General features: G+C 47.0%; 18 protein-coding genes. 11 read left to right on the forward strand and 7 right to left on the reverse strand.

All coding sequences use genetic code 11. The features are described 5' to 3' along the window. Positions 1-201 precede the first annotated feature (201 nt). From MKX75_RS01340 to udk, 3 genes are all read right to left on the reverse strand, one after another. Positions 202-1,488, reverse strand: a complete 1,287-nt coding sequence (locus MKX75_RS01340; RefSeq protein WP_339168100.1) for an S-layer homology domain-containing protein — start codon at positions 1,486-1,488, stop codon at positions 202-204. Positions 1,489-1,846: 358 nt separating this feature from the next. After that, a complete protein-coding gene (gene csaA / locus MKX75_RS01345; RefSeq protein WP_076333520.1) occupies positions 1,847-2,176 on the reverse strand; it encodes a chaperone CsaA in 330 nt (109 codons plus the stop codon). 112 nt (positions 2,177-2,288) lie between these two features. Beyond that, complete coding sequence (udk, locus tag MKX75_RS01350; RefSeq protein ID WP_017691162.1) at positions 2,289-2,921, reverse strand: uridine kinase; 633 nt, start codon at positions 2,919-2,921, stop codon at positions 2,289-2,291. Positions 2,922-3,235: 314 nt separating this feature from the next. Here udk and MKX75_RS01355 point away from each other — a divergent pair, with 314 nt between their 5' ends. The 4 genes from MKX75_RS01355 (at position 3,236) to MKX75_RS01370 (ending at position 8,592) form a co-directional block, all read left to right on the forward strand. Next, positions 3,236-4,069: a PRD domain-containing protein gene (locus tag MKX75_RS01355; RefSeq protein ID WP_235599575.1), complete on the forward strand. Its 834-nt coding sequence runs from the start codon at positions 3,236-3,238 to the stop codon at positions 4,067-4,069. Between the two features lie 122 nt (positions 4,070-4,191). Beyond that, on the forward strand, positions 4,192-6,120 hold the full coding sequence (locus tag MKX75_RS01360) for a beta-glucoside-specific PTS transporter subunit IIABC (protein WP_339168102.1): 1,929 nt from the start codon (positions 4,192-4,194) through the stop codon (positions 6,118-6,120). A gap of 48 nt (positions 6,121-6,168) precedes the next feature. Continuing rightward, positions 6,169-7,626 carry a family 1 glycosylhydrolase gene (locus tag MKX75_RS01365; RefSeq protein WP_076333522.1) on the forward strand — a complete coding sequence of 486 codons (1,458 nt, stop codon included), beginning with the start codon at positions 6,169-6,171 and terminating at the stop codon, positions 7,624-7,626. A gap of 6 nt (positions 7,627-7,632) precedes the next feature. After that, positions 7,633-8,592, forward strand: a complete 960-nt coding sequence (locus MKX75_RS01370) for a 2-keto-3-deoxygluconate permease (RefSeq protein ID WP_339168103.1) — start codon at positions 7,633-7,635, stop codon at positions 8,590-8,592. A 102-nt stretch (positions 8,593-8,694) separates the two neighbouring features. Here MKX75_RS01370 and MKX75_RS01375 read toward each other — a convergent pair whose 3' ends face one another. Further along, positions 8,695-9,378, reverse strand: a complete 684-nt coding sequence (locus tag MKX75_RS01375) for a type 1 glutamine amidotransferase domain-containing protein (protein ID WP_062837686.1) — start codon at positions 9,376-9,378, stop codon at positions 8,695-8,697. A 324-nt stretch (positions 9,379-9,702) separates the two neighbouring features. Between MKX75_RS01375 and MKX75_RS01380 the strand changes: the two genes are divergently transcribed. Next, positions 9,703-10,227 (forward strand): hypothetical protein, encoded by a 525-nt coding sequence (locus MKX75_RS01380; RefSeq protein ID WP_339168105.1) that lies wholly within the window; start codon positions 9,703-9,705, stop codon positions 10,225-10,227. 139 nt (positions 10,228-10,366) lie between these two features. Here MKX75_RS01380 and MKX75_RS01385 read toward each other — a convergent pair whose 3' ends face one another. Further along, positions 10,367-13,387 carry a DEAD/DEAH box helicase gene (locus MKX75_RS01385; RefSeq protein WP_339170290.1) on the reverse strand — a complete coding sequence of 1,007 codons (3,021 nt, stop codon included), beginning with the start codon at positions 13,385-13,387 and terminating at the stop codon, positions 10,367-10,369. Positions 13,388-13,392: 5 nt separating this feature from the next. Beyond that, on the reverse strand, positions 13,393-15,168 hold the full coding sequence (locus MKX75_RS01390) for an SWIM zinc finger family protein (protein WP_076333527.1): 1,776 nt from the start codon (positions 15,166-15,168) through the stop codon (positions 13,393-13,395). A gap of 283 nt (positions 15,169-15,451) precedes the next feature. On the opposite strand from MKX75_RS01390, the gene MKX75_RS01395 reads away from it, so the two are divergent. Then, positions 15,452-16,270 (forward strand): endonuclease/exonuclease/phosphatase family protein, encoded by an 819-nt coding sequence (locus MKX75_RS01395; RefSeq protein WP_076333528.1) that lies wholly within the window; start codon positions 15,452-15,454, stop codon positions 16,268-16,270. A 160-nt stretch (positions 16,271-16,430) separates the two neighbouring features. On the opposite strand, the gene MKX75_RS01400 is transcribed toward MKX75_RS01395, so the two are convergent. Then, positions 16,431-17,258 carry a methyl-accepting chemotaxis protein gene (locus MKX75_RS01400; RefSeq protein ID WP_083679694.1) on the reverse strand — a complete coding sequence of 276 codons (828 nt, stop codon included), beginning with the start codon at positions 17,256-17,258 and terminating at the stop codon, positions 16,431-16,433. 563 nt (positions 17,259-17,821) lie between these two features. On the opposite strand from MKX75_RS01400, the gene MKX75_RS01405 reads away from it, so the two are divergent. The 5 genes from MKX75_RS01405 (at position 17,822) to MKX75_RS01425 (ending at position 25,398) form a co-directional block, all read left to right on the forward strand. Continuing rightward, a complete protein-coding gene (locus MKX75_RS01405) occupies positions 17,822-20,068 on the forward strand; it encodes a glycoside hydrolase family 88 protein (RefSeq protein ID WP_076333529.1) in 2,247 nt (748 codons plus the stop codon). 266 nt (positions 20,069-20,334) lie between these two features. Beyond that, positions 20,335-21,675, forward strand: coding sequence for a sugar ABC transporter substrate-binding protein (locus MKX75_RS01410; protein ID WP_339168108.1), 1,341 nt, complete (start codon positions 20,335-20,337; stop codon positions 21,673-21,675). Positions 21,676-21,723: 48 nt separating this feature from the next. Then, positions 21,724-22,674, forward strand: a complete 951-nt coding sequence (locus tag MKX75_RS01415; protein ID WP_082763022.1) for a sugar ABC transporter permease — start codon at positions 21,724-21,726, stop codon at positions 22,672-22,674. Continuing rightward, the gene (locus MKX75_RS01420; RefSeq protein WP_076333531.1) at positions 22,671-23,519 is read left to right on the forward strand and encodes a carbohydrate ABC transporter permease; all 849 of its coding nucleotides are present in this window, start codon (positions 22,671-22,673) and stop codon (positions 23,517-23,519) included. The genes MKX75_RS01415 and MKX75_RS01420 overlap by 4 nt, the downstream gene beginning before the upstream one ends. Before the next feature lie 28 nt (positions 23,520-23,547). Continuing rightward, a complete protein-coding gene (locus MKX75_RS01425) occupies positions 23,548-25,398 on the forward strand; it encodes a sensor histidine kinase (RefSeq protein WP_339168109.1) in 1,851 nt (616 codons plus the stop codon). The last annotated feature ends 2 nt before the right edge of the window (positions 25,399-25,400 follow it).

The raw sequence follows: 25,400 nt of genomic DNA on the forward strand, positions 1-25,400 counted from the left end.
ATTTTTTGTCCTTCAACAGGTGTAACTTTTCGTTGAGATTTCGCAGGTGTTTCAGGCACCATATATTGAGGTTTTATTGCAGGTTTAGTACCAGGTCCGCCACCAGCGTACACAAATGAATAAGGTGTTAATAAAGCGCAGATGGTTAGAAAGGCTATCAGTAATTTACTGATAGCTGGCTTTAACCTTAGATCTTTTATCTTATTTTGTATCGATGACACTAAAGATTGCCCCCTCTTTGGTTTCTAAGGTCACAGCCCTCGTCACAGATTGATTAAAATGTAACATTCCTTGTGCCCAATATATAGGGTTTGTAACTCCAAATACTCCTCTGTTCAAAGTGTAATCTCCTGTTTTTGGAGCTCCGTATGACAAAAATGATTTTGACTGAGGGGAAGCCAGAGGATTAAAAGTAGCTGAATTAAGGAGACTTCCGGCTTGTGGTTGGTTCATGGATGCCGATTTAATATTTAAATCAAACTCAACAAAAGAAAAATACCTATCATTTTGGAGTTTTACTCCTTCATCTACAAAAACGGGATAATAAATGCTACGGCTATTACTAGCGACATTAGTATCAACAATAATCCAATTCAAAACTTTAAGATCTGCATAATTTGTATCGGTAACGATCTCTTTATTTCTAACTTTTGAAAAGTCATCGTTCACAACCTCATCGTACTTCTGATTGCTGGATAGAATAATTTTTCTTTCAGGTGTTTTTTTAAAAGAATTTGCAATAACACTCAAATTCGTCCCCGTCAAACCCACTGCTCGCAGCTCATTTAAACCTTGAAAATCGTCAGGCTTAGTCTTGGCAACTGCTGCATAACGGGCAATTAACACAGCAACTTCTGCCCGAGTGGTGGTACGATCCACACCAAATGTTTTATCGTTTGCTACACTCATTAATCCCGTTCCCAGGGCAACGGCTACTGCATTCTTTTGAGCGCTTGCGAGTTTGCCTGTGAAATATTCCTTTGCAGGCACAACGGTGTTGGTCACATCAGAGAATGCTTGTTTGTACTCAGGATCAACTACGGTTAATCCTTGCGTCAACCATGTAGCCATTTCGCCTCGTTGAAGAGCACCTTGTGCATCCAATTTCCCCTTGTAATTAGAAGGGCTGATAAAACCTTTTGCTATAGCAATAGAGACACCGCTCTTTGCCCACTCGGGTATGTCCGTGAAATTGTTTTGTTCTTGTGTTGATGCATTAGGCTGGTCGGATAGACGTCCTAGGATACTTGCCATTTCAGCTTTGGTGACAGGTGAGCTTGGTTTAAATGTTCCGTCGGCATATCCTTTGAAATACCCTTGTTCCACGGCCGAATTAATTGCTGAGGATGCCCAGTGTGTAGCTGGAACGTCCTTGAATTTAGTTGTGGCTTGTGCGGCTTCTACAGAACTCCCAACACTTCCAAAACCTACGATACCCCCTGTTAATAAAGCCAATGCCGTTACGCCAGAAATCATCATTTTTCTCATGAATCTTACTCCTCTCAATTGTGAATTTTTCTCCTTGATATGTACTATTCAGGTTACTAGATACTAAATTTGTGATAATAATCAATATTCTACCATGTAAAACTAGGCTATTGGTATGATTTATCAACAAAATTCCTCCTCTGCATAGAACTCTTACTACTTCTCTAGACCTATATTTCCTCCAAAAAACACAAAAAAAGGCCACGAATCCGCAGATTCATAGCCTTATGCTTTAAGGTCTCCAACATATGTAGTTCCTTCAATAGTCAATTCAATAGTCAATTCAATAATCAATACTTCAAGAATACTAGATTTCCAAACATTTGAAAAGCCCATATTCTTCGAACTCAAAATAAACTCAGGCTATCGGTGTTCCATTTGGCAATGGACTATCCGGTGTGAGCAAGACAACATCACCTTCACCAGGCACGCCGCCCAGCACGAGTACTTCAGAGACAAAACCGGCAATCCGCCGGGGTGGAAAATTAACTACAGCAATCACCTGTTTGCCAATGATCATGTCAGGCGTGTAGCGTTGGGTAATCTGAGCACTGGAACGTTTCAGGCCAAGTGGTCCGAAGTCGATCGTCATTTTAATAGCGGGAATGCGAGCTTTTGGAAAGGGTTCGGCTTCCACCACTGTACCAACCCGGATGTCATGTTGCATGAACTCTTCAAAAGTAGCCATAGGGGTAGATCTCCTTTCAACTATTAGGGACTATTATAAATGAAAAATCGACAAAAAATCCAGATTACGCTGTATCGTAACCTGGATTTCTGTTGAGGTGCTTTGCAGCTAGTTAAGCCCCATTCCAATTCTCTCCGGTGAGGTATTTCTCAGTGAGGATGGATAACATTTGAATGCCTACTTCATTATGTCCGCCTTCTGGAATAATGATATCAGCATACTTTTTGGATGGCTCGATAAAAGCATCGTGCATCGGTTTTACCGTTTCGAGATATTGTTTGTACACGGATTGAATTGTGCGTCCGCGTTCCTCGATGTCCCGCAGTACTCTCCGCAAAATCCGCACATCGGAATCAGTATCAACAAATACTTTGATGTCCATCAGACTGCGCAGATGTTCGTCGATCAGCACATGCAATCCTTCTACAATGACAATATGGTTCGGTGCCAGTTCAACCGTCTCATTGGCAGCACGGTTATCTATGGTGAAGTCATATACGGGAGCATACGCCGCTTGGCCTTTTTTCAACAGGGTGAGATGCTCAATCAACAGATCATTATCGAATGCAAACGGGTGATCGTAATTGGTGAGTCGACGTTGCTCAGGTGTGAGCTGCGACTGGTCTTTGTAATAATTGTCTTGGGATATAAATGTGACCTTACCTGATCCCAGACGGTCTATGACGGAGCGAGCTACCGTCGTTTTACCGGAGCCGGTTCCTCCGGCGATACCAATAATGAGCATGGTTGTTCCATAAGCCTCCCTAGAATGGCAGCATAATCATGGATAAAGGGCACTGATTCTCAATCGATTCAGCACCTTTACCCACTTGTCTGTCTGTGAATACACAATTCCTTCATTGTACCATAGCGCATTGCTTTTTTCATCTGCTTTGCAGAGGCATGTATTCCCTGATAAAGGAGGATTGACATTCTTGTGAACAGGCCTATAATAATACTTATATTCATAACACGGACTGTTACTGGGCGAACCAGGCATGACCGAATTCGATTATTTAACTGTAATCGCTTTCGGTCTTTTTTTATTTTCATCGGGGGGTGAGGACATTGAAGGTTATTAAGAAAGTAAATAACAACGTGGCGATTGCCATTAATGATAACAATGAAGAAGTATTTGTCGTAGGTAAAGGGGTAGGATTTCTGAAAACGCCTTATGAGCTGACAGAGACGGACTTGGTGGAGAAAATTTTCGTAGCACCGAAAAATATCCGTATGTATGACCTGCTGAACAGTATTCCGATTGAGGATATATATCTCGCTGAGGAAGTGATTAAGCTAGGCAGTCAGATTCTGAATAAACAATTTAACCCGAACCTGCTTCTCACCCTGTCCGACCATATCAGTTTTGCATTAACCCGAACCAGAGAAGGCATCAGTATCAAAAATCCGCTGGAATGGGAAGTGCGGACACTCTATCCGGACGAGACCCGGGTGGGGGAGGCTGCGCTGAAGCTGATACAGGAGCAAACGAATCTGGCTTTGCCGACAGCCGAAACGACGCTGATTGCTCTACACTTTGTCAATGCACAGGTTGGCTCGGGAGAGATGACGGATACGACCAAGGTAACCACAGTTACAGGTGAAATTCTATCCGTGATCAAATATGCTCTCAAAATTGATTTTCAGGAAGACTCCATTCACTTTATGCGATTTGCGACACATATCAGATATTTCATTATGCGGCAAATGAGCGGTAAATCGCTCAAAGACGAGAATGAATCGCTGTTTCTGATGGTGAAGGAGAAGTTTCCGAAGGAACTTGCTTGTGTGGAGAAGATTGCTGATTTTCTTAAAAACAATTACGGCTGGACCTGTTCGGATGATGAAAAATTATATCTGATTCTGCATATCCAACGATTAATCTCGAACTAACCGAATAATCCATATTGGACTGTTACTGATTCGATCAGGCATGACCAAGCGTAGGGAATGACGATTCCCCGGCTTGGTCATTTTTTATATAACTATTTCAGTAGATGTAGAGGAGAAGGGTCATGAACAACAAAGACTTGGCTAAAAACGTACTTGATCTTGTTGGCGGCGAGCAAAATATATCGGGTCTGACACACTGTGCAACCCGTTTGAGATTCGTATTGAAGGATGATAACAAAGCAGATCTCAAAGCGCTGGATCAGCTCGAAGGCGTGCTTAAGGCACAAAATTCCGGTGGACAGGTTCAGGTTGTTATCGGCGCAAAGGTAGATGCAGTCTACAGTGAAGTGAGGAACCTAACCTCTGACCAGATTGGCGAGCTTTCGGAGTCTACAGACAGTGGACCTAAAAAGAGACGCAACCCCGTCAATGTCGTGCTTGAAACCATCGCAGGTATATTCACACCTGTGCTGCCAGCACTTGTTGGTTGCGGGATGATCAAGTGTTTGGCTACCGTAATAACTGCAATGGGATACCTGGAAGGCTCCGGTTTCCTGACGATCATTAACATGATCGGGGACTGTATTTTCTACTTCATGCCGTTCTTCCTGGCTGTTAGTGCAGCAAACCGTTTCAAAACCAATCCCTATTTGGCGGTAGCTCTTGCTGCGGGATTAATGCATCCAACCATTTTGAACGCTGCGGCTCTGATTGCTGAGACGGGTGTAGACAGTATTGATTTTCTCGGCATGCCAATTCTGTTGATGAAATATTCCTCTTCCGTCATACCAATCATTCTGGCGGTGTGGATTATGAGTTATGTGTATCCAATCGTCAATCGAATGATTCCCAAGTTTCTACAGGTCCTGCTTACCCCAATGATTGTTTTGTTCATTATGATTCCACTGGAATTAATCGTGCTTGGCCCAGTAGGATCATATATCGGGGACTGGTTGACCAATGGCATCGACTCATTGTTCTCCACTGCAGGTGTTCTTGCAGGTGCGATTCTTGGATTTTTCAAACCGATTATGGTCATGTTCGGTATGCACTATGCCATCATGCCGATTCAGGTTCAACAAGTGGCTACACTGGGTGCAACCGTGCTGTTACCAACAGCACTGGCAGCGAATTTGGCTCAGGCTGGAGCAGCCTTCGGTGTGTTTGTACTAACGAAGAGTAAAACGATGAAATCAGCCGCTGCTTCAAGTGGATTCACCGCATTGTTCGGGATTACCGAGCCGGCGATCTATGGTGTAACGCTGAAATACAAACGTCCCTTTTTCGCAGGTTGCCTGGCAGGTGGATTAGTCGGTGGATTCTACAGCTTGGTGCATACAACAGCGAATGCAATTTCACTTCCAGGTGTATTGGCAATTGGCACGTATACCTCTGATCGTTACATGTATGTCGTTATTGGCTGTATTGCCGCAGTTGTACTCGGGTTTGTGTTCACGCTGTTGGCTGGCATCAAGGAAGATACAGATGGAAATAAATCGAAGCAACAAGCTACGAATAAAGTAAATAGCAATCAGACAGTCGTTGCCTCAGAGGTAACTCCAGCATCCGTATCATCACAGACATCCACGTCTTCTGACATGCTTATCGTTAGTCCAATGACAGGGGAGATCAAACCCATCTCTGAGGTAGAAGATCAGGCATTTGCCCAAGAGTTAATGGGTAAAGGTATTGCAATCTTTCCGACAGATGGCAAAGTATACGCTCCTTTTGATGGAGTAGTCGAGGCCCTTTATCGCACCAAACACGCCATCGGTTTGAAGGCAACGAATGGTGTCGAGATCCTGATTCATATCGGGGTGGATACCGTCAGTCTGAAAGGGAAATATTTTAACGCCCATATCGAACAGGGACAGACAGTCCAGGCTGGGGATTTATTAGTGGAGTTTGATCCAGAAGGCATTACGTCAGCAGGCTATAACACCGTTACATCGATTGTGGTAACCAACATGCAACAGTATGGAGACGTACTGACCACAGCGACCAGCGGCCCGATCCGGGAGAGTGAAGCTTTAATTAAGCTAATCCCATGAAACTTGTAATAAGACCTTAATAACACGTAATAACAGGAGGAAACTAAAATGACGAATTCCAATTTTCCAAAAGACTTTTTATGGGGCGGTGCACTATCTGCCTGTCAGGCCGAAGGTGCATATAATGTGGATGGCAAGAGCTTGACCATTCCAGAAGTGATGAAGTTTAACGAGAAGAACGATCGCAAAGTGACCAAGCAGATCAGAGTGAATTGGGAGATGATTGAAGAGGCCAGGAATGACCCGGATACCGTGAAATATCCGAAGCGCCGGGGGATCGATTTTTATCATAACTTCCGTGAGGATATCGCCTTGTTTGCCGAGATGGGATTCAAAGTATTTCGTTATTCCATTTCATGGGCGAGAGTATTTCCAGGTGGCGACGATTCCGCTCCGAACGAAAAGGCACTAGAGTTCTATGATCAGGTTATTGATGAATGTCTAAAACAGGGTATGGAGCCCCTGATCACCATCAGTCACTTTGATACGCCAATTGTACTGATGGACAAGTTCGGAGGATGGTATAACCGCAAGTTGATTGATCTGTATGTGAACTATTGTGATGTACTGTTTAATCGCTACAAGGGCAAAGTGAAATATTGGGTGACGTTCAACGAGATCAACATGAGCGTGAAAGCATCAGCCAAGACGCTGGGAATCATTGATTATGATGCTGCCAATTATGAGGAAATGCTGTTCCAGGGGCTGCATCATCAATTTGTAGCTGCGTCCAGAGCAACCAAGATGGCTCATGAGATTGATCCGAATAACCAGATCGGAAGTATGGTGGCTTATTTTACAACGTATCCTTACACTTGCAAGCCAGAGGATGCACTTCAGATGCAGCAGGATGATCAGATGAAAAATCAGTTCTATCTCGATGTGCTCAATAAAGGTGAGTACCCTTACTATAGTAAAACGTATTTCAAAAACAAGGAGATCCAGTTGAGCATCGAAGATGGCGATCTGGATAGCATTCGCGCACATACGGCTGACTTCGTGGGGATGTCGTATTACAACTCGATGATTTCCAGCAGTGATACAGAGCAGCTCGAACTAACGGCAGGCAATGTACACAGTGTATATAAAAACCCGCATCTGCCCGCTAATGAGTGGGGTTGGCAGATTGATCCGATTGGCCTGCGTTATACGCTTAATCTCGTCTATGATCGGTATCAAAAACCTGTCTTCATTCTGGAGAATAGCTCAGGCTTCTACGATAAGATGAATGAAGATGGAACGATCAACGATCCCTACCGGATTGATTTCCTGAGCAAACATATCGAACAGATGGGACTCGCCATTGCAGATGGAGTCGAAGTGTTGGGATACACGATGTGGGGGCCGATCGACATGATCAGTTCAGGTACTTCCGAGATGAGCAAACGGTACGGATTTATCTACGTGGATCAGGACGATTACGGCAATGGTACGCTGAAAAGATATCGTAAGGATTCGTTCTTCTGGTATCAGAATGTGATCCGTACCAACGGAGCAGAACTGTAACAGAGCATGAATATTCTGGGTCGTATCAAAAAAATACCCGGCGGCTTGCTGATTGTTCCTATGCTAGCCGCCGCGGTGATCAACACGATTTTCCCGTCGTTCTTTCAGATCGGAGATCCAACGACAGCACTATTCACATCGAAAGGTACCATGGTGCTGATCGGCATGATTTTACTGATATCAGGAACACAACTTAACTTGTCACAGCTTCTGGTGACTTTGAAGAGAGCAGGGGTGCTCTGTATCTCCCGTATCCTCATCAGCTGCCTGTTCGGCTGGGCGTTTGTACACTTTTTTGGCATTAGTGGGGTCGGGGGAGTTTCTGCGGTAGCCTTCATTGCCGTTCTGACCAGCTGTAATCCGGGATTATATCTGGCCTTGATGAACACATATGGAGATGATGTGGACCGTGCTGCGTTTGGCATTCTGAATCTGATTGCCGTACCGGTTATTCCGGTTATGATATTGAATTCGGCAAGTGGCGTTGGTATCGATTACCTCAGTGTAATTGCTACGCTAGTGCCTTTCTTCATCGGTATACTGCTTGGTAACCTGGATAGCAATATACAGAAGATGTTCGCTCCGGGAACACTGATTCTGCTGCCTTTCCTGGGCACAAGCTTCGGGTCCAATATTGATCTGCGTATTGCATTTCAGTCCAGTTTGTCCGGCTTGCTGGTCACAGTGTTATTTTTGCTGATCTGCATGCTACCGCTCATTGGAATCGATCGCGCGATACTAAGGCGGCCCAGTTACGCAGCGGCTGCGACATGTTCGGTTGCTGGATTGTCCATGGTGGTGCCTTCGATGGCTGCCGGGTTTAATCCGGCGTATGCGCCATATGTGGACACAGCTATCGCTCAGATTGCGTTTGCCGTGATCCTGACCTCGGTGACCGTGCCTTATATCGTGAAGCGTTTGGCTGGAGGAACAGCGAGGGAAGGTGTTGTACGGGCGAATCAATAAAAAAACAGCATGTGTTCTGTCAGGTCCTGACGGATCACGTGCTGTTTTGCTTTGTACATCTATATGATCTCCTGAGGGAGGAGAGGGATCGATCGGTTTATTTTACAGACCCAGCAATTGTTTAACACTTTCAGCTACCGCTTTGCTGGATTGCGGATTCTGTCCTGTGACCACGCGGCCATCTGTTGTGACATAAGAGCTGAAGGCAGCAGCTTTATCATATTGTGCAGCGCGTTCTCTCAACGCATCTTCCAATAGGAAAGGAACATACTCGGTTTGTTGAGCCAATGTTTCTTCTTCATTCGTGAAGCCGGAAACGGTTTTGTCATTGATCAAAAGCAGGCCGTTGGACAGCTTCACATTCAACAGAGCTGTAACCCCGTGGCACACGCCGGATACAACCCCACCTTTTTCATAGATATCACGAGAAAGCTCTTGAAGTTCAGCATTGTCCGGGAAATCCCACATCGTACCGTGACCGCCAGTGAAGTAGATTGCATCGTAGTCACTCGCGTTTACTTCGCTAGGTTTCAGCGTATTTTTCAATTGATTCATGAACGTTTCGTTCTCGAAATAGGCTTTGGTGCTCTCATCGAGGGAGTCGCCGAGACTTTTCGGATCAAGAGGCACGTTCCCACCTTTAGGGCTAACCAGATCGATCTGAACATTTTCGTTTTGATCAAACTCTTCAATAAAGTGCGTTGCTTCGCTCAGCCACAAGCCGGTAGGCTCGTCCTTCGTTGCGTATTTATCGACATTTGTTAGAACAACCAATATTTTTTTCATATAAAAAACCTCCCGTAAAGTATATAATATTCATTTATATTAAATATCACAAAATTAAATTGTGTAAAATGTATTATTAAATATAACATAACTATTATTTAAAGTAAAATCATGAACGTATCTTCGATCTCTAATGTGACTTTCAAGTGTAGGAGTAAAGAACAATCTAGTCGTAGTAAATATGCCCGTAAGAATGCACTTTTACTTATAATGCCCTGTTTATTTTACTCATATTGTAAGCCGAGGTAGGCGTGTGTAAGGTATATCAAAATTAATTCAAATTTGATGTTAATTTGATTGAACAACTAGTACTTTTGATTTAGAATGACGGAAGATGCCAACAAAAAACTGGTACATATTACATATGGACTCGGAGGAACAGTTATGAAACGTTCAGGTAAATTTTTCGCTTCATCCGTAGTTGCTGCTGTCGCTGCAGTATCTATCGTCTCTTCAGCTTCAGCGAGCACAGTTTCCGTCTCCAACATCTCTGGCGTAACACCTATCAACTTTAGCAGTATGGATATCGAAACAGCTTTGATGATGGTCCAACAAGAACGTACCAAATTACTGGATGCACAATTGCAAACGCAAATCCAGGAGGTGCAGAACCGTAATCAACAGATCGCGGATTTGAACTCTCAATTGCAGATAGCCCAGCAAAACGGGGATGAATCAGCTGTTCAAAAGCTGAAAGGCCAAATTGACGCAGCGAGCAACTCCCAACAGATGGACATGCTTCGTCTGCAGTCCATGTCCAACAAGCGTAATGAAGCATTTGATGTCATGACGAACTTTATCAAAAAAATGCAGGATTCAAGATCATCCATCATCGGTAACATGCGTTAAGAACGGATGATTAACTGCAACAATACAAAAAGAGCGAAGCCGGAATTTTAATTCCGAAACTTCGCTCTTTTTGTGTTTCTTATTTATTTGATTTCTCTGAAATCTGATTTTTGGCTTGTACTGTAAATTTTCTATCAAGTTAGCCCGACCAGTCACGACGCCGAGTGAACAGGTCTTTCAGCTCTTCCGTCGACAATTCGGTAATCCAGTTCTCGGAGCTTGTGATGATGTTATCGCTGAGCTGCTGTTTGCTCTCCAACATCTCGTCGATCCGCTCCTCCAATGTGCCAAGAGAGATGAACTTATGCACCTGAACATCCTTGGTCTGACCCATCCGATAAGCCCGGTCGGTGGCTTGATTCTCAACAGCCGGGTTCCACCAGCGGTCAAAATGGAAGACATGATTGGCTGCGGTCAGATTCAGCCCGACACCGCCAGCCTTGATGGACAGAATAAAGACCGATGGTTGCTTATCCTCAGGCAATGTACGGGATTGGAATTCCTCAATCATACGATCCCTTGCTGTCTTGGATGTGCCCCCGTGCAGGTAAAGCACAGGCTCTTGCAGCTCCTGACGCAGTACCTGTTGCAGCATCTGACCCATACCGATATATTGGGTGAAAATCAGGCATCGCTCGCCCTCGTCCCGCAATTCTCGGATAAGCTCCATCAGTCGTTCCAGCTTTGCGGAGCGGCTGATCAGCATCGCCATATCCTGCGGGCTGTACACGTCATAAGCAGATGTCAGTGCACCGTCTTCGGGCAGTTCCTCCGGCAAAGCTTCTTTCGTTAACAGCAGAGGGTGATCACACAACTGTTTAAGCTGGGTTAACGCCGATAGAATTGCACCTTTGCGCTTGATGCCTTCCAACTCTTTCATTTTATCCATCAGGGCCTGCACGGATTGGTCATACAATGCACTTTGTTCGCCCGTAAGGTGAATGTAAGTCTTCATTTCGTTTTTGTCCGGCAGATCAAGCTGGATATTCGGATCTTTTTTCTTCCGGCGCAGCATGAACGGTTTCACTAATTGCTGCAGATCCTGCATTCGCTGCTCATCCTTATCCTTCTCTATGGCACTGATAAAGCGAGTCTGGAATGCCCTTGCACTGCCCAGATATCCTGGATTGGTAAAATCATAGATCGACCACAGCTCGGACAACCGATTCTCAATTGGTGTGCCTGTCATGGCAATGCGGTGTTTCGCCGGGAAACTGCGAACAGCCAGGGACTGCTTGGTCTGAGCATTCTTAATATTCTGCGCTTCATCGAGACAGATGCATGACCACGTATACGTCTGCAACATTTCCTGATCCAGTGTAGCCGTAGCAAAAGATGTGATAATAATGTCCACCTGCTCCGTCTGCTCCCGGAATTCTTCCCCGCTTAATCGGCGTGCTCCGTAATGCAGGCTGACATGAATGGAAGGCGCGAAGCGGCTAATCTCCTTTTGCCAGTTGCCCAGTACGGAAGTCGGACAGATCAGAAGTGCCGGAGCTTGTCCCGGCTTACGTGGTTCATGTTCTTTGATGTGTAACAGATACGTGATGAACTGAATGGTTTTCCCTAGACCCATATCATCGGCAAGACATGCCCCAAGCCCGAATCTGCGCAGGAAACCAAGCCATGCAAAACCTTCCTTCTGATACGATCGCAGCTCGGCATGAAGCCCTGTCGGAATGGGCAGGGAAGGCGCGCCGCCTTGTCCGCCTCCGAGTTGTGCGATAACGCGATTTAGATGTTCGTTAAGTTCAACCTCCAGCCGAATGTTATCATTAGCCTGCGGTTGCTCTTCCTCCTCGGATTGTTGTCCTTCCTTCCATTTCTGGTTGCGGTATTCGCGCTGCTCATTATGTAGCAGATGCAGGTGCAGAATGTCCTGAAATGAGAGTCCCTGTTCCCGATCTACACCGCCCATGGCGCGACGTATCTGTTCCAGCAGGTCGGGGTCGAGAGGAACCCATTCTCCGCGGAAGCGAACCAATCGTTCATTACGGGCAACAAGGTCGGCGAATTCATCTTCGCTGAGATCCGTGTCACCAATCGCAATTCGCCAGTCAAAATGAATAATCGAGTCCAGTCCAAAGAACGACTGGCCTCGCTCACTGCCTTCCTCCGGTTGCACCTTAGCGCGCAGCTTTGGCTTCTTCTTACGTGCTGCTTCCCACCAACCAGGTAGCAGAACTTGCCAGCCCGCTGCGAGCAACCGTCCGCTATCCTTTGTCAGGAACTGCCAGGCTTCCTGATCTCCCAAAGGGTCACTGAGAACATCCCGTCTGCCGCTAATGGAGCCTCCAAGACGCGGCAGATGTGCACGAAGCTGATCCAGCCATCCGGCGGAGCGATCCAGAATGAACGGTGCCCACACCTCTGGCCATTCCCCTTCAAGCCGGCCCCGTGAATCGAGCATGACGGGCACCAATACAGCGGCATCCAGCTTGTTCTGCAACACTAGTCGCAGCCGCCAAGATGGCTCATCCTCGTCTGGCTCCTGCAATTGCAGCATGGGCCTGAATGGTGCGGCATCTGCTTTCCAGCCAATGGATACGAGCCAGGACTGAGCATCCATCCCGGCTGTTTTGGGTAGAGTGCCGCGCTCTGGAAACAACTGTGGGAATTCACGGCGCAGATCGGTTGCCGCTTCCTCCGAACTATACCAGCGCTGGAATACGAAGGCAGAGTAGGTCGCCCCGAGTCCCTCGGCATAGCTCTCGTCCGTTTGCTGAATCGCTTTGGCAAGCGATGCTCGATCCTGCTTTTTCAAGCTGTCCGGGTCCCAGGTCCACTGAAGCTGTCCTGCACGGTAGGCTTCAAAGCTGGGCACGTATTTGCGGTTCTCAATGGAGGCTGCGAGTGCTGGAGCCAATCGAATCAGATGTTCCGCTTGCTCGTCCCACTTCCATTCAATATGAAGCAGCGTATGCATCTCGGCAAAAAAGGGAATCACTTCTTCCGCAGGCAGAACAACCAGCTCAATCTCCTCAATCTGCCGAACTTCCAGTTCGGTGCCGTAGAAGGAAGGCACATGCCAAGCGAATAACCGCTGCTTAAGCGACTGTCCCGATACAAAATGGTGTGTGTTGAGTGCTCCGTAAAACAAAGCATCGCCATATCCGGTTAAAGCGACGTGAACCTCGATCGTTTCAGTGTAAGGATGAATTAAGCTCATGAGATCAGTTTACCTTTCCGAAGCTCTTCCTGCAGGGCACGCAGCCGACTGTTACGAACGGCGAGTGTGGTGATGAACTGCTCCCAGTGCGCTTCTTGCTTCAACTTTTTATAGATTTTGGAGAGGCGTTTCAGCAGCTTCACCGCTGCTTTGTATCCGTCCCTGTTCTTGTGTCCGATATAACGCTCCACCGCCTGATGATAGAAGGGGAGCAGCAGTTCAGGTGCATCTTTTTCAATCGGTTGCAGCACGGCTACGCGAAATTCGAGAGGCTCCGTCCCTGTGCTCAGCTGAAAATCAATCCACCTGCGCCACTGACCACGAGAATGCATGGCATCTTCATAAGCGGGGCGGGAGTGGGGAAGCATGCTGACAAGCGTGTCCCACATGCGGTTCTCTGAATCTGGCAGATGTTGAATGGCAGTATCCCACAGATGCATGTAATCATTCAAAGGTGTATTACGCCGATTCGCCAGGAGGGGGCCAAGTTGTACTAACCAATCCCCAAGTCGCTTCCATTCAGCCGAATCTGCGAGTACATGGAGAAAATGCAACAGTTGTTCTGGCGGGAAACCGTAGGCCGAGCTTCCATGGATGAGTCGCTGCCATGCCTGATCATCCTGCCCCAGATGGAAGTGCATCCAGCTCTGCGCGAGTATGAGTGGTAGGGGCAGTGTTGCGGCTTTGCCTGGTCTATCACTACTACTTCCATTACTTTGAGTGCTACCCAAGACACTCCCACCTGACTGTGAAGGTGGCGAAGCGGCGATTATACCGCGCTCTATATCATTTAAGATAGCCTGTTCCGATGATAGCATGTCCGGCGCCCCATGAAGCTCAGGTACGATCCAGTTCAACCACAGCTGTCGATAGATTGGCGTGAAGAACATCATGCTTGCCGTCTCAGACATCATATGTGTACGTAAATAGGCCGAGGTTTCGGCCAGTCTGTTCCAATGTTGCTCCAGCTTTTTCCCCTTTAGACCCGGCAGGTCTAGCTGATGGTTAAAGATCCGATCGATGCCTTTCAGAAGTGCATCCACCGCCAGCTGGGCAGGGTAGCTCAAGTACACGGGGGTATGCGTAATTGAGTTACGGGCCGGAGGCACGCAGAATCGGATGAGGTACAGTTGCACATGTAGTTCAAAAAGTTGGTCCATCGCAGCAGACAGCCTTGGCTTAATGGCATATAGCTCGTCCGTTGCTTCCTGCACGTAGGATGTGTTTGCTGTGCCGGTACCCAGCCGTCTCAGAGAGGAGTGAAATAGCTCATGCCATTCCGAGATTTCAAGATCGGCAAGCTCTGTTGCACGCTCCTTAATCTGGCTGTATTGGTTAACCGGAATATCCATATCCTGCTGTTCATCGGCATCTGCATAGCGGGATGTTCCTGCGGCCATGGCCCCAACGGGTTTGGTTGTTTGTTTAAGGGCGGTACTGGAGTGCGCATTCACAATCGCATGCACAGGTCGCTCCAGTTGCTCGGCATAACTCATCAATACAGCAGTCATATGTTTGCATAGGGAACTCACCGGACAGGTACAATGACTGGTAGACAGAGATTGCATGCTAAGGGTGACCTCATACTCTTCCGATCCTTGTACAACGGCCGAGACCCCTTGTTGTTCGGAATAGGTTAATGGTCCGACACGTTTCTGTTTATAATATTGGAATCCACGCATGATCGTCAGGTTATTAAAATGCTCCGCAACCTGCCTGATCAACTGTTGCCACTGCGCATCATCCATCCTCATGTTATTCGGTATGTTCATCGTTCCATCTCCTGGGGTAAACATAGGTTCAGTAATCACCACGTCTATGACGTTATGTTGTGAATTTAATGTATCCATCATATCAGTTATGAGCCATTCCGTGCATGGGTTATGAAGAATTTGAAGTTATTTTAGACCAACAGGAATCAGGATGAACACGTCGGTTCTGCTGGCGGACGGAATGCATGATTGCACCATATTGTGTATGCTTATGGTATGTATTCCTTTCAGGAACGATGCAGGCCGAGGAAACGGTCATATTACAAACAACAGGAGAGAGCATATGAAAATACTGACGTTAAACACTCACGCTTGGGCGGAAGAGGATCAACTGAACAAGATCAGTCAGCTGGCTGATTTTATCAATACACATCAATTCGACGTAATTTCCATGCAGGAGGTCAACCAATCCATGCAGGAAGCAGCGCTTTCTGAAGAAGAACTGAAGATGTATTATGCTACTGAATCGGATGCTGTGATTAAAAAAGATAACTATGCCTACGTCCTGCTTCAGCAGCTGACCGAGCAATATTACTGGACGTGGATTCCCGCGCATGTCGGGTTCCAAAAATACGATGAAGGACTGGCGATCCTTAGCCGGACGCCGATTAAGCAGGCTTTTGGAGAATACGTGTCCCACATGCGGGATTATAACAATTACCGTACACGCAAAATTGTTGGAATCCAGACGGTCGTCCAAGGTGAAGCAACCTGGTTTGTGAACGGACATTATAACTGGTGGGATGATGCGCAGGAACCTTTCAAAGGACAGTGGGAGTTGACGGAGAGCAAGCTTGCCCCCTACATGGATCAGCCGTTATATATAATGGGTGATTTCAATAATGTCGCTGAAGTACGTGATGAAGGCTATGATTATATGATGAGCAAAAGCTGGAATGACCTGTATACCACAGCATTGCAAAAGGATGACGGAGCAACCGTGGTGAAGGCCATTGCCGGCTGGGCAGACAACAAACGCGATCTGCGGATCGATTATATTTTCTCCAATCGTCCAATCCAGGCCAAGTCTTCCACCGTGGTCTTGAACGGTAAAAACGGGCCGGTCGTGTCCGACCATTTTGGCGTCGCTGTAGAAATATAATAGTCATTCGACTATAAATGGGATATCACCACAAATACGTAACAAAGCCTCCGCTAACTTCCTGTAAAGGGAAGTGTAGCCGGAGGCTTTTTGCATTCAAAAACATTTCCTATGTACATGTAACATTGTTTGTTCTTCTTGTTGCTGTGGAACTGGCCTACTACTCGAGTGACAGCATCTGATGTACAAACTTTTTCAGATTCGCACTTGTCTCACTAAGCTGTTCGATACTTTCCATGAACTCGGTAACGAGCTTGGCCTGATCTACCGTTGCGGTTGTAATCTGACCGATTTCTTGCTCCATATGTTTCATGGAATCTTGTACACTGCCGAGTGATGATTCAATATCAGCTGCTGCTTGCTTCGTATGATCCGACAGTTTGCGTACCTCACTGGCAACCACACCGAATCCTGCTCCCTGATCGCCCACACGAGCCGCCTCAATCATGGCATTCAGTCCAAGCAGGTTGGTTTGTTCCGATACTTCACGAATGACGTTCGTTACTTTAGATACACTGACCGAGTTCTCTGAAGCTTTTTTGGAGTTACGCAGAATCTCTTCCGAGGTGGCGGAGAGTTCTTCGGAATGTGCTGCAATCTGCTGAATGCCACCAACCAGAGCATTAATGGTTGTTTCATTTTCACGAATTAGATTTTCGAGGGTCATATGGCTATCCAGTGCGTAGTTCACACCCAATATACCTACGACCTGATCGTTTTCCTTAATGGGAATAAGGATGGCGTCGAAAGGTCTGCCTTGCAGATCACCAGGCATACGCGCCACGGTACGGGAATCCTTGTTGGTGAGCATTTTGAAGTTTTTATAATCATCATGCAGCTCATCCCCAACCTTCACGCCAATCTCCAGACTTTTTGCTTCGGAAAAATACAATACTTTCTCATGATCATTAATGGATATGGATATATCGTCGCGGAACATTTGGCTAACAAAAGGCATAGCATTTACCAGAGATTCAAGAGTATTCAATGTTTATCTTTCCTTCCCGATACAAAAAGTGGAATTTTTCAATCTATATAAGTTGAACTAAAGATATATTCACACGTACACTCCGATGACAGAATAACCTTCCAATCGCTGTTATCCCCAGATTTTTTTGATTCCCTTTTCTCAAGGGAAAAATCCGGTGATAAAGGCGAACGCTTCGCTTTTTCAGTTTTTTTCTGTCCTCTACGTTTCTGTGCAAATGATTAGTTCAACATATATAGTTTCTATATCGGTAACATTTTCCGGTTTTTTGAATTAATTTCCCAATGAAGGTGTAATTGGCGAAGGAAAAACCAAATCTTCTGATTTTTTGTAAGCGTAAACAAAATTCTATAGCCACCACAGAGCATGTCAGTTATACTGGGATTATTATTCGGCTGTTCTGAAGATAACCAAGGGACATATCTATTTCCCAGTAAGGGGATTATTCACCTAGGTTAAGCGCTATACTTAAGCGTTATGTATCCATATTTTACTCCAGTGTGGATGGTATGAATGCATTGATATAAGATTTTATTTCAACGTGAGAAGGATGTGTGCCGTCGATGACGACCTATTTCAGTGAACCGCAGAGCATGTATTACCGATTTGGAGAAGATCAGGATCAGGTGCTGAAGGTGCTGGCCGAGAGGTATATCGGGGCCAATGCACAGGCTGATTTTGTATATCGGGTATTTCAAAAGTCTGGTATTTTGCAAAATGAAAAAGGGCTTTATGATCTGAATTTAGGTAAACGCTTTCCTAATACACCCAAAGACCATATGTCTTATGCAGCTGCACTGGTCTGGGGGGATGAGGACCGAAATCTGGATGTGCTGATCCGCTGTTATGGACCTGTTCGCTTCTATTTCAATGAGCAGTTGATCTACCGCTCTACGGTAATGGATGAGATTAGTCCTGATGCAACGGTGAAGCTCAGCATCGACATCAAGCCCGGCTGGAACACCATATGGCTGGAAATGAAAAATACGCCTGCTGGCTTCGGCTGCCAATTTGGCTCAGATGAAGGTAAAGTGCGCATTTTGAATGTATTTGCTCCATTCCAGGAGAGACAGGGGCAAGCGGGATGGGTGTTCTCCCAACCGAACCCAGCCACAAGTAAGCAACCAGACCTGCTGGGAAAAGAGGCAGATTACAGTTTGAAGTGGCTGCCTGAGACAGGCTGGTCTGATGAAGATAAAACCAAGCCAGCTTTCGAGCGAATATTCGGAAATCTTTCTGGTAAGCATGCTTATGCTTGGACCCATCTGAACAATAACGATTCAACCGGGAATGCAGTACGATTGTCAGGTCAATCTTCCGGTTCTCTAAGTATATGGATTAGCGGCAAACCTGTGGCGCAAGTGAAGGAAGCGGGTTCGTTCGAGGTGGATGTACCAGCCTCTTTTGGACGGAGTGACCTGCTTGTCCGAAGTGAGTGCATTGATACGGCGGCGGGACCGTGGCATTTTAATTTGAACGCATCCGTTTCGGGTAAGCCACTTTCACTGGAACTTCCTCAGCGTGTGCACGGTGCTTCCGGAGAATCTTGGTTATATGTCGGCCCTTTTGAGTTGGAGGTTGAACCGGACTTGACGGATCTGACTCGAACGGACCGAGTGTATCAAACGGGGCAAGGACAGACATACTGGCGCTTAGATCGACCGGATGCTTGGATCAGACCTTATTATGAAAATGCCATGTTAAGCAACAAATGGACAGTGGGCAGTGTGACCAATTATGGTCGCTGGGATTATCCGTTGGGTGTCACTGTATATGGTCTGCTACGGACAGGACGTTATTTGCAGAGACCGGACATTACACGTTATGCAGCTGAACATGTGCAGGCTTGTACCCAGATGTATGAGTACTCCCTATGGGATCGGGAGCAGTATGGTTTCCCGGCAGTCAATCAACAATTGGTCATGCTGAAAATGCTGGATAACTGCGGTTCTTTTGGTTCAGCCATGCTGGAAGCGTATTCAGAGTGTCATGAACCGACGTTTCTCCCGATTGCTGAACGGATTGCGGATTTCATGCTTTCCCGCCTGGAGCGGCAGGAGGATGGTGCGTTTTATCGCACATGCGTGGGAGAGTATGCCGAGAATACCATGTGGGCAGATGACCTCTATATGAGCACGCCGTTTCTCGTTCGTTATGCACGGGTGACCGGAAACTCATCCGCATTGGATGAAGCCGCCAGACAATTTTCCTTGTATCGGAAGTATCTGTTTATGCCTGAGTTTAAGATCATGTCCCATGTGTATGATTTCAAATACGGACAGGCAACGCAAATTCCATGGGGACGGGGGAACGGCTGGACACTGTTTTCCTTGACAGAGGTATTGGAAGCTTTGCCAGTAGAGCATCCCGAGCGCCCAGCTTTAATTGATTTCTTCAACGAGCTGTGTGAAGGTTACGTGGCACTTCAAGAGGAAAGTGGGTTGTGGCATCAGGTATTGAATGATCCGCAGACGTATGAAGAAGCCTCCTGCACGGCGATGTTTGCCTATGGTTTTGCGCGGGGTGTACGCTTTGGCTGGTTCACAGACCCTGAAGTTTACGTCACAGCTGCCCAGCGGGCATGGAAGGGACTCATCTGTAAAGCGATTGATCGTCAAGGGAATGTGCATGGCGTGTGTAGCGGATCGAGATATGCGTTCACGGCAGAGTATTACGATCAGGACTTGCGTACTGTCACCAATGACAATCATGGAATTGGCATTATGATGCTGGCAGGAACTGAGGTAGCCAAAATGAAGGAACATCTGGCTGAGCACAGGGTGTCATCACCTGCCGGCTCACTGTCCTAACAGACCACCGAGGTCTGATTTTCATACTATCGTTTCTATACAACACGTTGTCTTCTGCTCCACGTACTACATTTCTATCCCCGTAATCATATCTGATACGGGAACATCACCGCCGGGAATGTCATTCCCGGTGGTTTTTGATTCCGATAACTCCTTACTTTTTTGACAGGAAAGCTTACTTTTGTTTATGTCATGTGCAGCAATGGACCGATACAATAGGTTTTGTAAGCGATTCCATAAATGCAAGAAGGGGAGGAAATTCATTTATGATGATCACGAAAAAGTGGGTAACCCTGTTCTGCCTGTCCCTGTTATTGTTCGCTACAGCCTGTTCTGGAGGGGCCGCCAATACACCATCTTCTTCTGGTGAAGCAAGTGGAAGTGAGGGAGACTCTTCAGGCAAGATTGAACTACGCATGACCTGGTGGGGATCACAGACTAGACATGATCTGACGACCAAAGTCATCCAATTGTTTGAAGAGAAACATCCGGGAATCACCATTAAGCCTGAATACTCCGGTTGGGACGGTTATTTTGACAAGTTGACTACACAGGTAGCTGGTTCGAATGCACCAGATATCATCCAGATGGATTACGCTTTTCTGACTGACTTTGCCCGGCGTGGTGCCTTGCTTGACCTGACCCCGTTTGCAGAGAGTAAAGACCTGCGGACAGAGGATCATGATCAGAGCATGATTACAGCCGGTTCGATTGACGATAAATTATATGCGATTACCCTCGGAGTTAACGCACCAGGAGTCATCTATGATACTACCGTATTTCAGGAATTAGGTATCGAAGAACCGCAAGAGAGCTGGACATGGAAGGATTTTGGGGATATTGCGACGAAGATCGCCGCAGCCAAAGGTGAGGGATTCTATGGATCTGCAGACATTTCCGGTACAACCAACATGTTCGAGGTGTTTATCCGGCAATCTGGGAAAGGATTGTTCGACGGAGGCACGATGACTGCTACCAGCGAGGAGCTTCAACAATGGTTCGATATGTGGGGTGCACTCCGAGAGAATGGTGGAGTGACCACAGCGGAGATCACGGCATCCACAACGAATGCACTGGAGACACGCCCAATCTCACTGGGTACAGCTGCCATGGATTTTGCATGGTCTAATCAATTGCTGACTTTCCAGCAGGTGAACAAAAACCAGGATCATAAGCTTGGCATCCAAGTGCTTCCGCATGGTGTTAACGAGCAGCAAATTGGCGAATACCTGAAGCTAGGCCAGTTCCTCTCTGGTTATGGCAAAACCAAACATCCGAAGGAAGTTGCCATGTTCATTGATTTCATGGTCAATGACCCAGAAGCAACCGCTATTCTTGGTTCCGAACGTGGGGTGCCAGTTAATTCAAGCATTCGTGAGCAGATGCAGCCAACGCTGCCGGAAGCGGAGCAAACCATTTTCCAATTTATCGACACCGTATCGAAGCATTCCAGTGAGATTGATCCACCATACCCGCAAGGATTTGCTGAAGTTGACACGAGTTTCAAGAGCGCAAGCGAGCAGATCGCCTTCGGTCAAGGCAGTACGCCAGATGTCATTGCCCAGTTTATTGAAGGAGCCAAGGCTACGCTTGCATCGAGTCAATAAACCATTGAAACCATTTCAGACTTCTAATTCTGCGGGGAGGTTGCGAAGATGACGACATCTCAGGTCAGTCAAGCCCGAATCGAGCGTGTAGCTACCCGGCGGGTCAAACGGAGATATGCGCATAATGGAGCCGCACTTCTATTTCTCGCCCCATGGCTTGTCGGATTGTTATTTCTCACCTTGGGTCCCATGTTGGTATCGTTATACATTTCGTTCACCGATTACAGTATCCTGGCCGCCCCTTCCTGGGTCGGTCTGGATAACTACACGACGATGTTTACGTCCGATAAACTGTTCACCAAATCACTCCAGGTAACGTTCACATATGTCGCTGTATCCGTACCGGTCAAACTGATCTTCGCGCTGCTTGTAGCGATGTTGCTCAACAAGGGGATTCGAGGGCTCGGTATTTACCGGACAGTGTATTACATCCCGACATTGCTTGGAGGTAGCGTGGCGATTGCAATGTTGTGGCGTAAAATGCTGGGTGGGGACGGGCTGCTCAATAGTGTGCTTGCCATGGTAGGCATTAAAGCTCCCGATTGGGTAGCGAATCCGAAGTATGCCCTGTACTCCATCGTGCTGTTATCCGTGTGGCAGTTTGGATCATCGATGATTATTTTCCTCGCAGGCCTGAAGCAGATTCCACCCGAGTATGATGAAGCCTCAGCGGTAGATGGTGCAGGTCCTCTGCGGAGATTCTTCTATATAACGTTGCCGATTCTGTCACCCGTTATCTTCTTCAATCTCGTTATGCAACTGATTACGTCTTTTCAATCATTCACACAGGCTTTTGTCATCAGTAACGGTAGCGGCGGGCCAGTGAACTCAACCTTAATGTACTCTCTGTATCTGTACAAAAAAGGATTCTCCTTCTTTCAGATGGGCTATGCTTCCGCGATGGCCTGGGTGCTGGTGATCCTGATTGGCGTATTTACATTGCTCGTATTCCGCAGCAGTAAGCTGTGGGTGCACTATGAGGATGGTGGAAAATCATGATTGGACAACGGAACTCCACAGCATGGGTCGTCGGCAAACATGTGCTGATCTCTGGCATCGCCTTTGTCATGCTCTATCCAATTCTCTGGATGCTCGGCAGCTCGTTCAAACCGGGACATATGATCTTTACAGAGACCTGGTTTTGGCCGCAGGAATGGAATTGGCAAAATTACATGAATGGCTGGTCGGGAATTCAGGGTAATCCGTTCTCCCGGTTCCTTAGTAATTCTGTTATCCTGTCGCTTGGTGCCGTACTGGGCAATGTCATCTCCTGCTCTATGGCGGCTTATGCCTTCGCCCGACTGAATTTTCGTTTCAAAGCCATCTGCTTCGGTCTAATGCTCATGACGATCATGCTGCCACATCATGTGACGCTGATTCCGCAGTATATTCTTTTCAACCACTTGGAGTGGGTGAATACGTATCTGCCGCTGGTGGTGCCGAAATGGCTGGCTACTGACGCATTCTTCATTTTTCTCATGGTACAGTTCTTCCGAGGGTTGCCCAAAGAGCTGGATGAAGCGGCCACTATTGATGGATGCGGTCCTGTGAAAATATACACCAAAATCATCATTCCACTGGCTTTTCCAGCATTAGTCACTACGATGATCTTTACGTTCTTGTGGACATGGGACGACTTCTTCAGTCAGTTGATCTACCTGAGTGACGTGAGCAAATATACAGTGCCGTTAGGTCTACGCCTGTTCCTTGATTCCAGCTCTCAATCCGATTGGGGTCCGATGTTTGCGATGTCGGTGTTGTCGCTAGTGCCATGTTTTATTGTATTTATCGTGTGTCAAAAGTACTTCGTGGAAGGAATCGCAACCTCTGGACTCAAAGGGTAATTCCAAGACGAAACGAGTTGATTTTCGCATGCGGAAAGGAAGATGGTCTTCATATATTAATCAAAAGCTGCAACAAAGCAAGCTCTCCACATTGATGGTGACTTGCTTTATTGCGTTTAACCTGTTGCTCGTCTCGGTGATCGTCTGGCTGGCATATCAGTCATTCTCAGCGGTCACCTTTGCCGAGATTAGCAAAGCACGCCTGGCTCTTCTGAACGAGAGCACACGCCGGGGATTTGATTTCATCACAGGGGTAACCGGAACAGCTTATGCTTTGGCGAGCAATCGGGAGCTGTCCAGTCTGCTTGAGACAATGGAGACCGGAAGACTTTCGCAGATTCATCAACGGCGGGAAGTATCCCGCATATTGGATCATACTCTGGTCGTCAGTGAAGGCATTACTTCTATAGAGTTGTACACGGATGCATTTAACGGTGTAGCTGTTACCATGCCTGATCGCATCTTCCCGGTAGATACGATATCCGGCGATTCCTGGTTCGAAGCACTGGAGCAGGCAGATGCAGCATGGGTACCTTTGCGCGAGAATGAATCGGGTCAATCCCTAATTGGTTATGCCCAGCGAATCTTTGACAGCCGAGGTGGGACGGTAGCCTACGTGCTTATTCGGCTGAGCCGCGCAGACATCGTACGCAGGTTTTCGGATATGCCCATGGTATTGGAAGGCAAGGTGCTGCTGGTGGATACGGCTGGTAATGTCGTCATGCAAATGGGTGAATCTGATTCCGTTGAGGGACCTAAGTGGTCTGATAACCCCACTACAAGTGGGGGAGATGGAGATTCTTCTTCTATTATAGATAGTGTATGGATTCAGCAACACGTCCAGCGTGGAGAAGACGGATTCGAAGTGGTTTCCGGTAAACCCGGTGGCGCTCAGCTTGTGCTGTACTCCAGACCAGCGATGCTTCAGTGGCGTCTGGTGCAGACTATTCCGGTTCATATGCTGTTATCCCCGGTCAGACACGCAGGGTGGCAGATTCTTGGCATTGCAGTACTGGGGTTGTTATGCTCGGCATTACTCGCATTTCTGTTCGTGCGGCGGATTATTCGTCCTCTACGCCAACTGATCAAGCGAATGAGACAATTGGAGAAAGGGGATTTTGATACTCGGGTACAACTGTCATTCACAGAGGAATATGCCCATTTGGCGTATGGATTCAATCACATGGCTTCACAGCTCACGACGCTGATGGAACAGGTGAAGGATGAGAGCCGTGCTAAGCGGGAAGCCCAGACGGGCTTGCTTGAGGCCCAGATCAAACCCCATTTTCTATACAACACTCTCGACATGATCCACTGGCGTGCGCTCGATTACGAAGCCAAGGATATCAGTCGTATGATTGTGCAGCTCAGTAAGCTTTTACGGATCGGACTGAGTGGGGGGAGATTATTTATTCGGGTACGGGACGAGTTGGAGCATGCGCGTTGTTACGTCAGCATTCAGTCAGAGCGTCTACCCTTCTCTATTCAATATCTGGAGCAGATCGATCCGCGTATTCGTGGCTGTTTTATTCCCAAGATTATCTTACAGCCCTTTATTGAGAATGCCGTTATGCACGGACATCCGGAAGAAGGCACACTTCGAATTCAGGTGTATATGCATGAGGCGGAAAGCTCTCAACCGGATATCGTCATTCGTATCACGGATAATGGCCAAGGCTTGCCAGAGGGTTGGGAACTCGAAGCGACGTGTGGCATCGGTGTACGGAATGTTCATCAGCGAATTCAGCTCTATTGCGGGAAGCGATATGGCGTTCAACTGAGGGATGGAGAGTCGGGTGGTGTGGAAGTGACGATTACACTCCCTCGTATTGAGACCGATGAGCAATTAAATCTGTGGCTGGACGGTGAAAAAGGATGAAG

It is taken from the genome of Paenibacillus sp. FSL R5-0341, from assembly GCF_037975235.1.
GTDB lineage: Bacteria > Bacillota > Bacilli > Paenibacillales > Paenibacillaceae > Paenibacillus > Paenibacillus amylolyticus_A.